Source organism: Neorhizobium sp. SHOUNA12A, from assembly GCF_023006505.1.
Classification (GTDB): domain Bacteria; phylum Pseudomonadota; class Alphaproteobacteria; order Rhizobiales; family Rhizobiaceae; genus Neorhizobium.
The window spans coordinates 73,926-87,395 of sequence record NZ_JALBGV010000007.1 but is presented as its reverse complement, the minus strand read 5'-3'; the positions used below and the strand labels follow the sequence as shown (position 1 = coordinate 87,395).

At 58.1% G+C, this 13,470-nt stretch carries 13 protein-coding genes; 8 read left to right on the top strand and 5 right to left on the bottom strand.

Translation table 11 applies throughout. The annotated features are described in order from the left end of the window. Positions 1-25: 25 nt before the first annotated feature. Entirely contained in the window at positions 26-979 is a 954-nt protein-coding gene (locus MOV63_RS05560) for a lysophospholipase (protein WP_247032324.1), read from the bottom strand. A gap of 373 nt (positions 980-1,352) precedes the next feature. Between MOV63_RS05560 and rfbC the strand changes: the two genes are divergently transcribed. From rfbC to rfbA, 4 genes are read left to right on the top strand one after another with little or no spacing between them, the layout of a single operon-like run. Next, a complete protein-coding gene (gene rfbC, locus MOV63_RS05555; protein ID WP_247032322.1) occupies positions 1,353-1,925 on the top strand; it encodes a dTDP-4-dehydrorhamnose 3,5-epimerase in 573 nt (190 codons plus the stop codon). A 10-nt stretch (positions 1,926-1,935) separates the two neighbouring features. Next, positions 1,936-2,997, top strand: a complete 1,062-nt coding sequence (gene rfbB, locus MOV63_RS05550) for a dTDP-glucose 4,6-dehydratase (protein WP_247032320.1) — start codon at positions 1,936-1,938, stop codon at positions 2,995-2,997. Beyond that, entirely contained in the window at positions 2,997-3,941 is a 945-nt protein-coding gene (gene rfbD, locus MOV63_RS05545) for a dTDP-4-dehydrorhamnose reductase (RefSeq protein WP_405029302.1), read from the top strand. Before rfbB ends, rfbD begins: the two co-directional genes overlap by 1 nt. After that, entirely contained in the window at positions 3,938-4,801 is an 864-nt protein-coding gene (rfbA, locus tag MOV63_RS05540; protein WP_038544776.1) for a glucose-1-phosphate thymidylyltransferase RfbA, read from the top strand. The genes rfbD and rfbA overlap by 4 nt, the downstream gene beginning before the upstream one ends. Positions 4,802-4,858: 57 nt before the next feature. On the opposite strand, the gene MOV63_RS05535 is transcribed toward rfbA, so the two are convergent. The 3 genes from MOV63_RS05535 to MOV63_RS05525 all read right to left on the bottom strand — a co-directional run bounded on the left by MOV63_RS05535 (position 4,859) and on the right by MOV63_RS05525 (position 7,468). Further along, positions 4,859-5,860, bottom strand: a complete 1,002-nt coding sequence (locus MOV63_RS05535) for a GlxA family transcriptional regulator (protein WP_247032316.1) — start codon at positions 5,858-5,860, stop codon at positions 4,859-4,861. Then, positions 5,857-6,420, bottom strand: a complete 564-nt coding sequence (locus tag MOV63_RS05530; RefSeq protein ID WP_247032314.1) for an isochorismatase family protein — start codon at positions 6,418-6,420, stop codon at positions 5,857-5,859. Before MOV63_RS05530 ends, MOV63_RS05535 begins: the two co-directional genes overlap by 4 nt. Positions 6,421-6,550: 130 nt before the next feature. Beyond that, entirely contained in the window at positions 6,551-7,468 is a 918-nt protein-coding gene (locus MOV63_RS05525) for a LysR family transcriptional regulator (protein ID WP_247032305.1), read from the bottom strand. A gap of 108 nt (positions 7,469-7,576) precedes the next feature. Between MOV63_RS05525 and MOV63_RS05520 the strand changes: the two genes are divergently transcribed. From MOV63_RS05520 to MOV63_RS05505, 4 genes are read left to right on the top strand one after another with little or no spacing between them, the layout of a single operon-like run. After that, positions 7,577-8,659, top strand: coding sequence for a 4-oxalomesaconate tautomerase (locus MOV63_RS05520; RefSeq protein WP_247032303.1), 1,083 nt, complete (start codon positions 7,577-7,579; stop codon positions 8,657-8,659). Positions 8,660-8,711: 52 nt separating this feature from the next. Then, a complete protein-coding gene (locus tag MOV63_RS05515; RefSeq protein WP_247032297.1) occupies positions 8,712-9,713 on the top strand; it encodes an ABC transporter substrate-binding protein in 1,002 nt (333 codons plus the stop codon). A gap of 13 nt (positions 9,714-9,726) precedes the next feature. After that, positions 9,727-10,557, top strand: coding sequence for an ABC transporter ATP-binding protein (locus MOV63_RS05510; RefSeq protein ID WP_247032293.1), 831 nt, complete (start codon positions 9,727-9,729; stop codon positions 10,555-10,557). Beyond that, positions 10,541-11,317, top strand: a complete 777-nt coding sequence (locus tag MOV63_RS05505; protein WP_247032291.1) for an ABC transporter permease — start codon at positions 10,541-10,543, stop codon at positions 11,315-11,317. Before MOV63_RS05510 ends, MOV63_RS05505 begins: the two co-directional genes overlap by 17 nt. Before the next feature lie 46 nt (positions 11,318-11,363). Here the strand turns inward: MOV63_RS05505 and MOV63_RS05500 are convergent, their stop codons facing one another. Beyond that, complete coding sequence (locus MOV63_RS05500; RefSeq protein WP_247032289.1) at positions 11,364-13,463, bottom strand: SUMF1/EgtB/PvdO family nonheme iron enzyme; 2,100 nt, start codon at positions 13,461-13,463, stop codon at positions 11,364-11,366. Positions 13,464-13,470 lie beyond the last annotated feature (7 nt).

Genomic DNA, 13,470 nt, shown 5'->3' with positions numbered 1-13,470 from the left:
TCGGGCGGGCCCGGCAACATTGGGATCACGAATGCAAGGCACCGGCCGCTCTGAGCCGGGCGATACGGCCGTCCAGTTCCTCCAGCCGACGGCCGAAGCCGAGATTGTCCGGCTGATACGCCATGGCGTCCGCAAGCATGGCCCGCGCCGTCACAAGCTCACCGTCGCGAATATGGCGATTGGCCCGGTGGTAGAGGAAGTTTGCCTGCTCGACAGGAGAGAAATTTGGGCCGAAGCGCGCGTGAAACCGGTCGGCCCAGGCCCGATGCCGAGCAATCGCCGTCATGGCGATCTGATAGGGCCGCATTGGCGCGGTCACGCGCGCTGCACGGGCGAGACCGCGCAGACCCGGCAGATCGTCTCCGCGGCAGGCCTCGATCACCGAGAGCGCGCGCGCCGTCCCGGTAAAGGCGCGAACGGTGCCATGGCCGGTCATATGGACCGGCACCAGTTGGGTCCTCTCCTGTAGCGCCGTGATCCGAACCGCGTGCTGGTGATCGACGGTGTGAAACGGATCGAAGAACAGATAGGCCCGGCCGGCCGCGTGATCAGGCGCGATCCCCATATTGGCGTGGAGATCGGGCGAGAAATGGCGCGTAAACCTACCGTCGAAAGGAACGGCTTTCGGATCGATCGAGACTTGCGGGCAAAAGGCGACAGCCACTGTGGCGTTGAAGCGCCTCCGATAGCGCAATGCCGCATAGCCGCCCTGCGAATGCCCGTAGAGGATTCGCTCCGATGTCGCATGAAGGATAGGCGCGGCCGCCTCGACGGCCTTGACGACGCTCGCCGCTGGAAACCAGTTCGGTCGCCTGCTGATGAAGCCGAGCGCCGAAATGCCGGCCTTCTCACACAATCGCTGCCCCCAGAAACGACTGCCGTTCGCCCTCATCTCCATTTCGTTAAATGTGACGAGAAGATATGGAGACGACCCGGAATGATGTATCACCTCCAAATTTTCATCTGAAAATATGATCATACGGCCACCATTAAGCGGTTTTGCAATAAAAGTAATTCAAGTTTTGAACTATAATTGCTCCATACGCAATCATGCGCAAAATGTTGTTTAACATCAATAACAGATTTACACGAATGACTGGAATATATATTCATTGATCTCCATATTTCTGGCTATAGGGTTTATCGGGGCTTGGAGAAACCAAATCACGCCCCAACGCTCGCACAAGATGTTCTCGCCTGCATTCGTTACCCTGGAGACAACGAGACCGGCTTCGTTGCAACGGCACAAAACGAAAAAGCCCTTTGGAGATGTCACGAATGATCCAGTGAACGCGGCTGGATGTGTCCATCACGTAGTTGAGATGACCTGGCGGTCTGAGTGCGAGGAAGACATGCAATTTGAACGAACGAAAATCCCCGACGTCGTGCTGGTGACGCCCCAAAAAAATGGGGACCATCGCGGATACTTTTCAGAGACTTTTCGGTCTGACGTCTTTGGTCAAAACATCGGTGCCTTCAATTTCGTCCAGGATAACCAGTCGCTTTCGGTAGAAGCTGGAACGGTGAGAGGACTGCACTTTCAGATTGAACCTCGCGCTCAAGGAAAGCTGGTCCGTTGCATCGCCGGATCCATCCTCGACATCGCAGTCGATATCCGGAAAGGCTCACCAACTTTTGGGCAATATGTCCAAGCGGAACTGACCGCCGAGAACGGTTGCCAGGTCTGGATTCCCGCCGGGTTTGCACATGGGTTCTGCACTCTCCAGCCCAACAGCATCATCTCCTACAAGGTAACGGACTACTACAGCCGCGACCATGACCGTGGAATATTGTGGAACGATCCCGAGCTCAACATCAGGTGGCCGGTGACAACCGAAGGCGCCGTGCTTTCGCAGAGAGATCGGATGCAACCGCGTCTCGCGGAGCTTGAGACGACGTCATTCACAATAGCTGATGGCAGCTAGGGGACATACAATGCGCGTCCTTGTTACCGGCGGAGCCGGGTTCATCGGATCGGCTGTCGTGCGTCATCTGGTTCTCGTCAGAAACTACGACGTCTTGACCGTCGACAAGCTGACTTATGCCGGCAACGTGGCGTCGCTCGCCACCGTCGAGAACAATCCGCGGCATCGTTTCCTTCAGGCAGACATTTGCAATCGAGCGGCGATGCAGGAGGCGTTCGACAGTTTCAAACCCGACCGAGTCATGCATCTGGCGGCAGAGAGCCATGTGGACCGCTCTATAACTGGCGCCCGCGACTTCGTCGAAACCAACGTCGTCGGCTCATTTACCTTGCTGGAGGCAGCCCGGCACTACTGGCAGGATCTCTTCGGCAAAGCGAAAACAGACTTTCGCTTTCTCCACGTCTCAACCGACGAGGTTTATGGCTCTCTCGGCGAAGACGGATTGTTCACCGAAGAAACCCCCTACGATCCCTCTTCTCCCTATTCAGCGTCCAAAGCAGCCTCTGATCACCTGGCCAAAGCGCGGGGCCGCACCTATGGCATGCCGGTTATTGTCTCCAACTGCTCGAACAATTACGGCCCTTATCACTTCCCTGAAAAACTGATCCCGCTGATTGTGCTGAATGCTCTAGAGAGCAAATCGCTGCCAGTTTACGGCAACGGCGCCAATATCCGCGACTGGCTATTTGTCGAGGACCACGCAAGGGCGCTGGACCTCATCGCCGAACGCGGCAGGATTGGCGAAACATACAATATCGGCGGCCGCAATGAGCGGAGCAACATAGAGGTGGTCAAGCGCATCTGCTCGATCATGGATATCCTCCGGCCGCAGAAAGCCCCACACGAGCGACTGATCACATATGTCAGGGACCGGCCCGGGCATGACGCACGTTACGCGATCGACGCCACGAAACTCGAGGCGGAATTGGGTTGGAAGGCAGAAGAAAACTTCGATACCGGGATCGAAAAGACGGTCAAGTGGTACCTGGAAAACGAATGGTGGTGGGCGCCGCTTCGTCAGGGATACGGCGGTGGCCGGCTCGGCCTCCTTAACGGATCCGGAGGCAAATGATGGCACGGAGGTATGTGGTCACCGGGCGTTTCGGGCAGGTCGCGCAGTCTCTGATCGAGCGAGCCGAGCGCCACGGCGAGATAGAGATTATTCCGCTCGCAAGACCCAATCTCGACCTTGCCGATATCGGAACGATCGAAAAAGCTCTTGTGGACGCGAGACCTGAACTGATTATCTCCGCAGCCGCCTATACTGCCGTCGACCAAGCGGAAAGCGACGCCGCCAAAGCTTTTCTCGTCAATAGTGCAGCCATAGATGAGATCGGTCGCGTCGCGACCAAGCTCAACGTGCCGATTATTCACTTGTCGACGGACTATGTCTTCGACGGCAGCAAGACTTCGCCTTATCATGAGAGTGACCCCGTCGCGCCCCTCAATGTTTATGGTCAATCGAAGCTTGAGGGCGAACGTCGTCTGGTCGCGTCGGGAGCAGATTACGTCATCCTCAGGACAGCGTGGGTCTACAGCCCCTTTAACAGGAACTTTTTGCGCACAATGTTGCAGCTTGCTGGAAGTCGCGACGAACTCGATGTCGTCGCCGATCAATACGGCAATCCAACATCTGCACTCGATATCGCCGATGCCATCTTAGCGGTTGCCGACAATTTGCTGTCGTCACGGGACCAGCGCCTGCGCGGTATATTCCACATGGCGGGAAGCGGTGAGGCCAGCTGGGCAGACTTTGCGTCCGAGATCTTCCGCATATCTGTCGAGATGGGTGGCCCGTCAGCGATCGTCCATCCGATCCCGACTGCGCAATATCCGACACCGGCTCGCAGGCCAAACAATTCGAGGCTGGATTGCAGCAAACTCGAAAGGGTTCACGGTGTCCGTCTGCCCAACTGGAAAATCGCGACTGCGACTACATTGCAAAGGCTCTTGGCCTGCGATGCGCCGGAAAAACAGGCCGGCATGGAAAAGGCATCCGAGGAGAGTTGTCGATGAAGGGTATCATTCTGGCTGGCGGCAACGGGACGCGTCTGCATCCGATGACGCTTGTCACGTCGAAACAGCTGATGCCCGTCTACGACAAGCCGATGATCTATTATCCGCTCTCAACGTTGATGCTGGCCGGAATACGCGACATCCTCATCATATCCACACCGCATGATCTGCCCGATTTTCGCAACCTGTTAGGTGACGGTTCGGCTTGGGGAATCTCGCTCTCCTATGCAGAACAGCCTTCGCCTGCAGGTCTTGCTCAAGCTTATATCATCGGTGCCGATTTTGTCGGATCGGATCAGTCCTGCCTCATCCTCGGTGACAACATTTTCTACGGCCATGGCATCACCGAGCTTTTTGAAAGTGCGGCGGCGCGCAACGATGGTGCGACGGTGTTCGCCTATCATGTCCACGATCCGGAACGTTATGGCGTCGTGGAGTTCGACAAGGCAATGAAAGCGATCTCGATCGTCGAAAAGCCGACGGTACCGAAATCCAACTGGGCGGTGACCGGGCTCTATTTTTACGACAAGGACGTGGTCGACATTGCCGCAAACCTCAAGCCGTCGCTGCGGGGTGAACTGGAGATCACCGATGTCAACCGGGTCTATCTCGAACGTGGCAAGTTGAACGTCGAACAAATGGGCCGCGGTTTTGCTTGGCTCGATACCGGGACGCCCGAGAGTTTGTTGGAAGCAGGCAACTTTGTCGGCACTCTGCAGAAGCGGCAGGGCATCAAGATCAACAGCCCTGAAGAGGTCGCCTGGCGCAGGGGCTTTATAGATGACAACCAGCTGGAAGCCGTTGGCAAGAAGCTGGGCAAAAGCGAATATGGCAGATATCTACAAACGCTTTGTAGGTAAGTTTGGTATTCGTAATACCAATTTACCGGATGCATCGAGATCACACGCGGGATGCAGTCAGACCTTGCCGACTCGCACACGCGCAGGCGAGGCATCATGCAGCCTGCGCCAGGCCCGCCGAAATTGCCTTGCCGATGAAAATCCGGCCCGTTCAGCAACGCTTTCCATATCCAGCCTTGAGCCGACAACAAGCTCCCTGGCGAGGGCTATGCGCATACGGTTGACATAGTCGATCACGCTCATGCCGGCATGCTCGTTGAAAAGCCTCGACAGGTTCCGGGGGCTGGTCGCTGCGACCTGCGCCAGCGTTTCCAACGACCAGTCGCGCGACGGGTCCGAACCGACCGCATCCTGGGCGCGATGAATGGCAGGATGAATATGATTGCGCCCTTCGAGCCAAGGCGAGAGTTGCGGATCGGCGCCTGCCCGGCGCAGATAGATGACGAGGTTGCGGGCAACGGCCAATGCTGTCGCATGACTTACGTCGCGCGCAATAACGGCCAGCATCAGGTCGATGCCCGCTGTGACACCTGCGCTGGTCAATCTCTCTCCGTCTTCAACATAAAGCCGGTTCTCCCGGACACGCGCCGTTGGCGCAAAACGGGTCAGGTCGGCGAGCAGGCTATAATGCGTGGTGCATTCATGGCCTTCTAGCAAACCGGCGCGCGCGGCAAGCAGCGCACCGGAGCAGATCGTTGCGAGACGAATGCCAGGCCGTACGGTTCGCCTCAACCATTCGACGATTTCGGTTTCCAGCGGGGCATCAGTGTTTCTTGTGTCAATGATCGCACCCAGCGGCTCGTCAACCGCGCCCGACACGACGACGAGAGTTCCATCTGGAAGATCCGCAGGCAAAGGATTGATTCCGGTCAGGCCGAGTCCGGTCGAACTGAGAATGTCGGCGCACGGTCCGATATAGGTGATGGAGAATCGAACCGCTGCCTGCTCCAGGTTGGCTCTTCGCAACACCTCCATTGGTCCGGCGATGTCCAGCAACAGAGTGCGCGGCGGCACAACCACATAGACAGGGACGATCCGCCGCCGCTCTTCTTCTGTCATGCGGCGGCGCGCTTCGGAGCTTGAGCCAGCGCCTCCTCGACGGTCGCAATCCGGGCGAAGCGATCGGCCAGCACCAATTCGGTGCGGGCACGGATTTCCGCGGCGCTCCATTCGCGGCCCGTAACATCCGTCATCGGAAAGGTTAGCGTCGCCTCGCCGACATAGTCGACCGCATAGCCGAGATCGGAAGCATGCCGGGTCGTGGTTTCGCAGCATTGCTCGGTGCGGATACCGGAAACAATGAGGCTACGGATGCCATGCCCCGTGAGCCAGACATCAAGTCCGCTGCCGACAAGCGCGCTATGCCGGCGCTTGCGGAAGACAACATCCGCGTCGATGCGGAGCGGCGCAAACGGGCGAACGAGGCCGGAGGCTTCGGAAAATGCTCCGGAATCGTCGACGTGAAAAATCTGGATGACGGGAAAGCCGGACGCTTTTGCACCATCGATCAGGGCCTGTTGGCGTTCGACATAAAGCGCGACGCCCTCCTCACGGAAGTAGGGGCGATGACGGAAGGATTCCTGAGCGTCGATGACAAGAAGTGCGGTGCTGGCGGACATTTTTGTTATCTCCAATGATGAGTATGAAGATAGTTCTAGCGCCTCATTCATAAATGATAATGTCCGTTGTGGACAGATAGCGGACATATCACGCCAACGCGTTGTTTGGCCTGTAAGCTTTCTCCGGCGACTATGGGTTTCCACTCGGTGCACCCTCGGCCCAGGTTCCAATTAACATCGTCCTAAACCGCTCGGCCGCCGGAGAGAGGGTGCCTCCACGACGGCGAACAATCCCGATAGTCCTAGATATTTCGGGATTTCGGATAGGTCTGGTGATCAGGAACGGGTGCTCCTCCTGGGGCGTCGCGAGCTTGGGCAGAACGGAGATGCCCAACCCGGCTTCGACAAGCCCCAGCGACGTCGAAAGATGGGTCACCTCGTAGGACCATCGGAGTTTCAGATTCGATTTGGCAAGTGCGGCATCGAGCAGAGTTCGGTTGCCGCTGGACCTGTGCACGGTGATAAGCTGGTAGGGCGTCAGATCTCCCCATTCCAATTCGCTCTTCAACGCCAGCTGGTGATCATTTCGTGCAGCAAGAACGAACGGATCCTCAATAAGCCGCTCAAACATGAGGTCCGGATCGGATAATCCCATGATGTTGATGCCGAATTCCACCTCCCCTCGCGCCACGGCCTGCAGCCCATCGGTCGCCGGCAAATCAAGAATCCGAAACCTGATATGGGGATACTCAACGCTGAATTGCTTGATGACCTTGGGCAGAAAATAAAATGCCGCTGTCGGCAGGCAGGCGATCGTGACGAGGCCGCGTTGCTGGGATCCGGCATCGCGAACCGCAAAAAGTGAGGTGTCGAATTCTTCCAGCATGCGCCTTACCAAGGGGATGAGCTCAGCTCCCAAAGCGGTTGTGGACACGTGCCGTGTGGTTCGCTCAAGCAGCGGCGCTCCGATGGTAAGTTCCAGCTTTTGGATTCTTCGGCTGAGAGCCGGCTGTGACAGATTGAGCACTTCGGCCGACCGGTGGAAGTTCCCCAGTTCGACAACTGCCAGGAAGGCTCGTAAATCGAGAATCTCGCAATTAATGCTCATGGCGCATCGATCCATCCAATATTCGCATTTCACAAATTAATTGCTTTCCCACTAAATGCAACAACGAAACCGATTGATACGAAAATCACATTGGTAGGAAAGTGATAAATGAACGATCTGATCCCGATACCGTGCGTGCTAATGCGCGGGGGAACTTCCAAAGGGCCTTTCTTTCTGTCGTCGGATCTTCCTTCGAATACGGTAGAGCGGGATGCGATACTTTTGTCCATCATGGGCTCTGGGCACCCGCTCCAGATCGACGGAATTGGCGGCGGCAACCCCGTGACAAGTAAGGTCGCGATTGTCGGGGCCTCCAGTGTTACCGGTGCGGATGTCGACTATCTTTTTGCCCAGGTCCGTGTCGATCAGCAGTTGGTTGATACTTCGCCGAATTGCGGAAACATGCTGGCGGCTGTTGGACCGTTTGCTATTGAGGCTGGCCTGGTGAAATCGACCGGCCCGATGACCCGTGTCAAAATTCATAACGTCAACACCGGCAAGCTGATAGAGGCCGAAGTTCCGACGCCGGATGGTCAGGTCGCTTATCTTGGTGATGCTGCGATTGACGGCGTCCCCGGATTGGCAGCACCGATCGCCTTGACTTTCATGGACGCCGCCGGCGCTCGCACCGGCAAGCTGTTTCCCACCGGCAATCCGTACGACACGATCGACGGCATCGAGGTCACCTGCATCGACTGTGCAATGCCGATGATGCTCGTCGCTGCCGAAGCATGTGGGATCAGTGGTTACGAAACAGCGGAAGAACTTGATGGAAACACTGCGCTAACGCAGCTGCTTGAGCGTCTGCGGCTGGAAGCCGGCCGGCTCATGGGAATGGGGGATGTCAGCAACCAGGTGACGCCAAAGCCGGTTTTGATTTCCAGACCAAGACATGGCGGACACCTCAACGTCCGTTACTTCATGCCACATCAGTGCCACCCGTCGCTCGCCACAACTGGCGCCGTGGGTATCGCAACCGCCTGTATCAGCGACGGCACCATTGCCTCGGCACTCATTGGCAAGCAAACGCCGCCAATTATCCTTATTCTGGAACATCCAAGCGGTCGTCTGGACGTGAAACTAGACAGCCGCGACGGCAAGACCGTTGCGGGAATATTGAGAACGGCCCGGCGGCTCTTTGAGGGCCAGGTCTTTGCAAAACCGCTCGGCACGATCGTTCGCGCGGCGTAACTTGAAGTGGCTACCGGGAGGGTGCCACATGACCCATTAGTGGAGGAACATCATGCGTAAACTCATTTTCGCACTCGCAGCGACCGTTGCTTTTGCCGGCTCGGCTCTTGCCGAGCCAGTCCGTATCAGCGTCGGATCCTATAATCTCAATAACCTGCCTTTTCCGGTGGCCGCCGGCCTTGGTCTTTACGAAAAAGAGGGTCTGGAAGTAACCGTCGAGAATTTTGCGTCCGGAGGCTCGAAGACGCTCCAGGCGCTCGTTGCCGGCTCGACCGATATCGCGGTTGGCTTTTACGACCACACAATCCAGATGCAGTCGCAGAACAAAGCCGTCGTCGGTTTCGTGCAACTCGCCCGCAATTCCGGTCTGGTGCTTGCCGGCGGCAAGAATGCCAAATTCGATCCGACCAAGCCTGAGACGATCAAGGGCGCGAAAATCGGCATCACGGCACCAGGCTCTTCATCGGACTTTTTCGTGCGGTATTATCTGCAGCGTCACAACCTGACGGCCGACGACGTATCGCTGATCGGCGTCGGCTCGGGCTCCGCCGCCGTTGCGGCGCTTGAACAGGGCAAGGTCGACCTTCTGGTCAACTACGACCCCGCCGCAACCTTCATCGAAGCCAAGGGGGTCGGCAAGATCCTGATCGACGCCCGAAGCGACGAGGGTTCCAAAGAGATCTATGGTGGAATTTACCCGACCTCGGTTCTTTACGCGACGCAGTCCTATATCGACGCAAATCCTGAAACCATCCAGAAGGTCACGAACGCGACCGTCAAGGCACTGGAGTGGATGAAGAACCACAGCGCCGAAGAGATCGTCGAAAAACTGCCGAAGGAATTCATCTCCGGCGACAGGGAAACCTACGTGAAGGCGGTCGAAAAAGCCAAGCCGATCTTCTCGACCGATGGCAAGTTCAGCGAGATCGACACGCAGACACCGCTCGCCGTCCTGAAGAGCTTCAACGAAAAAGTTGCAGCCGCAACCATCGAGCTTTCCAAAACCTACACGAACGCTTTCGTGGATAAGGTCAAGGACAAGAACATCAACTAACCTGGAGGAGGCCATGGCATTGGCTGTCGTAAAACCCATGTCCGTCCCGATAGGCGAGCAAACTAAACATCGAATGGTAGCGATTGACGCCGTAACGATGTCATTCGGCTCCTATGTCGCCGTGCAGGACGTAAACCTGACTGTTGCCGATGGCGAGTTTCTCGCCATTGTCGGCCCAACAGGCTGTGGCAAAAGTACCGTTCTGAACGCCATTGCCGGTCTTTTAAAACCCGCCAGCGGCACGGTGACCATTGACGGCACTGCCGTTAAGGGCGTCCAGAACGACATCGGATACCTCTTCCAGCAGGACGCACTGCTGCCCTGGAAGACATCGATCGAGAATGTCGAGCTGGGACTGCTCTTCAAGGGTGTATCACGCCCGGAGCGGCGTGAGCGTTCAATGAACTGGCTTGCGAAAGTCGGACTCAAAGGCTTTGAGGATCGCTATCCCCATCAACTGTCCGGTGGCCAGCGCAAACGCGTTCAGATGGCGCAGGCCCTGATTGCCGGCCCAAAGGTCATCCTGATGGACGAGCCTTTTTCGGCCCTGGATATTCACACGCGGCACCTCATGCAAAACGAACTGCTACGCCTGTGGCAAGAGGAACGAAGGGCCGTGGTGATGATCACGCATGACCTCGAGGAAGCTATCGCCCTTGGCGATCGGGTTGCGATTCTCGCGGCCGGTCCCCGTTCACGGGTCATCGAGAGTTTTCCGGTGGAACTCGAGCGCCCCCGCGACGTCGCGGAAATCAAACTCGATCCGCGCTTTATGGATCTGTACCGCAACATCTGGGCAAGTTTGCGCGGCGAAGTGGAGAAAAGCTATGAACGTCGTGACTGAACGCATCATCCAGCTGTGTCTGCTGGTCTTTATTCTTGGCGGCTGGCAGCTTGGCGTCACCTTCGGTGTCATCGACGTCTTCTTTTTCCCGGCGCCCCTTGATATCTTCAACCAGATCATCGGCTGGGTTATCAATCCGGGTTTCTACAAGCACGTTTCCATTACGCTGACGGAAACGGTGCTCGGCTACATCATCGGCACGGGTCTCGGTGTCGCCGCCGGCGTCTGGCTCGGTCTCAGCCGTAGCACCGCCCGGATTCTCGATCCGTTCATCAAGGGTCTGAACGCCATTCCCCGCGTCGTTCTCGCACCGATCTTTGTTCTCTGGCTGGGCCTTGGTCTCTGGTCCAAGGTGGCACTCGCCGTCACACTGGTCTTCTTCATCACCTTCTTCAATGCGATGCAGGGCGTACGTGAAGTCAATCCTGTCGTTCTTGCCAATGCGAAAATCCTGGGTGCCAAACGCTCGGATCTCCTGCGCCATGTCTACTTCCCTGCAGCTGCCAGCTGGATCCTATCGTCGCTGCGCACATCGGTGGGCTTTGCAGTCGTCGGTGCGATCATCGGGGAGTATCTTGGCGCATCCGCAGGACTTGGCTACCTCATTGCCCAGGCGGAAGGCAACTTCGACGCTGTCGGCGTGTTCGCCGGCATCATCATCCTGGCGATCTTCGTCCTGATCATCGACAGGATCCTCGACGTGATCGAGAGCAAGCTCATCAAATGGCGGCCAAACGCGGCGGAAGAGCGGCCGGCATGATGCATTGGAGGCCGGCTCATGCCGGCCTATCTCCAATACGCAACTGCTACCCCAAGAGGGGTTCGGAAAAGCCAGGATCGACCGTTGCATCATGACGCGTCACCTTGGCAACGACGATCCGGAAACCGTTCCCGCGCCAGAAACCGTCGGGCTCAAGGCTACCGCGATAGGTACAGCAGGCCTTTAGCTTGCCGCTGGAGAAACAGCCGCCGCGCAACACTCTGCGGACGGACGGTGCGGCGTCCGTCGCCTCGCGACCATCGTCCGCATAAGGATATTTGAAACTCGGCGTCCCCATATCCTCACCCCAGAGCGTTGTGCCCCATTCCCAGACCTGACCGGCCATGTCGTAGCACCCGTAGGGGGAACGCCCCTTGGGAAAGAGGCCGACCGTGCAGGTATTGTTGAAACCCGCTTCCTCGGAATTTGCGGCATCGTCGACCCATGTATTGCCCCAGGGATAAACGATGATTTCGTCGCCCACATCCGGCTGATCGCCCCGCGCAGCGCGCTCCCATTCCGGTTCCGTCGGCAGACGAACGGTCTCGTCTGCCCCGATCCGGCCTCCGGCACGCCAGCGCGCCGTCAGCCAGTCGCAATAGGCTCGCGCATCCCGCCACGTCAGGTCAGCGGCCGGCGCATTGCGGCGATCCGCGGCAAAGCCGTCCGGGCTGCGCCACAACCGTCCGGTTTCCTCGACGAAAGCGCCATAGGCACCGTTCGTCACAGGATAGAGACCTATACGGAAAGCATCGACAGACACCTGATGCGGCGGCGCAGAATTGGGATGAGTGTTGGAACCGAAGGTGAAGGTACCGCCCGGCACATCCGCCAGCGCATCGAGATCGCGCGGATCACCCCAGACCGACAGTTTGCGGCCCGCCTTTTCGCGCTCCGGCGGGGACAATGCGCCATCCCGGACAATTGCCAGAAGGTGATTTGCGACGAGATCCCGCAGCGAGCCAGGTTCCGTCAGCAGATCGGCCGCAAGGAGCGCACCGCGCCGTACCTCATCGCCGTTACCCTCGATGAGAGCTTCGATCAATGCGCTTGCCTTTTCCGAGCCGGATAGTCGCAGAGCAAGACTCCTGAGCACCGGCGTCCAGAGATCGGGGCGTTGACGGAAAGGCTGGACGGCTTCTTCTGCAGAGCGCGAGGCGAGATGGCGTGCAGCAAGCAGCTGGCGCACACGCGTGACCGGCAGAACCGTGGGATCATCGAGCTTCCCGGTCAGCGCGTCGAACGCCAGCCCGGAGAGGAACGCCGCCGTCCCGACATCGCCGCATACTTTTATAAGCCAATCATCAGTAATCGCTTCGGCAGTCTCGCCGGCATTCTCGCCATTGATCGCCATGGCGAACTGAGCCGGATTGGCCGCGGCATCTCCCAGCGCTATGCCTGTCGCATCGAGATCAAGCCCGGCGAGCCTGGCTGCATCACGGCGCTGGACCTTCAGCAGCGGCAGGAGGTCATAACGCACGAAGCCCGATGGAAGCGCCCACCCCTTGACGACGGAAATCTCGCCGAGTGCCAGCAGGCGAATGCGTGGATGGAGCGCCTGAAAGAGCAGAGCTTCGCTCAGAAGTGCAAGGCCGTCGGCACCCGCGGCGTCGATACCATCGAGCATAACCAGCAAGGTCGCATCCGAATTCGCCCATGCCTCGGCAGACAGGAGGGCCTCGTTCTCCGGCAACGCCGCTTCCATCAATTCCGTGAACGTTTTGCCGGCTGTCACCGACACATAAAGCGGCAGGACGTCTTCCAGCCCCCAGCTTTCATCATGCACGGCACCGAGATCGTTACGCGACAGAGGTGCCGCCACAGGCCCCTCGCCCGCGAGCCGGAAGGCGAGATGGCGCGCGAAGCTCGTCTTGCCGCTGCCCGTTTCGCCCGCCAGCAGCAGCGCGGGATGGTCGCGGGCCATTTCCAATGCCGAAAAATAAACGACCGGCTCCGGCTCCGCCTGCTCCTTCAGCTTGCGCAGGCCTTTGGCGGCCTTGTCCTCGAAGCTGAAATTGACGAGCAGCGGGATATAGCCGGTCTGCAGATCGGCCACAGAACCATCCGGCAGCGGCAGCAACGGTGCCTGTCCGAATTCGCGAGCCTTCGAGAACAGTGCATCACGCATCACGGTCGGTACGGTCATTGATCGG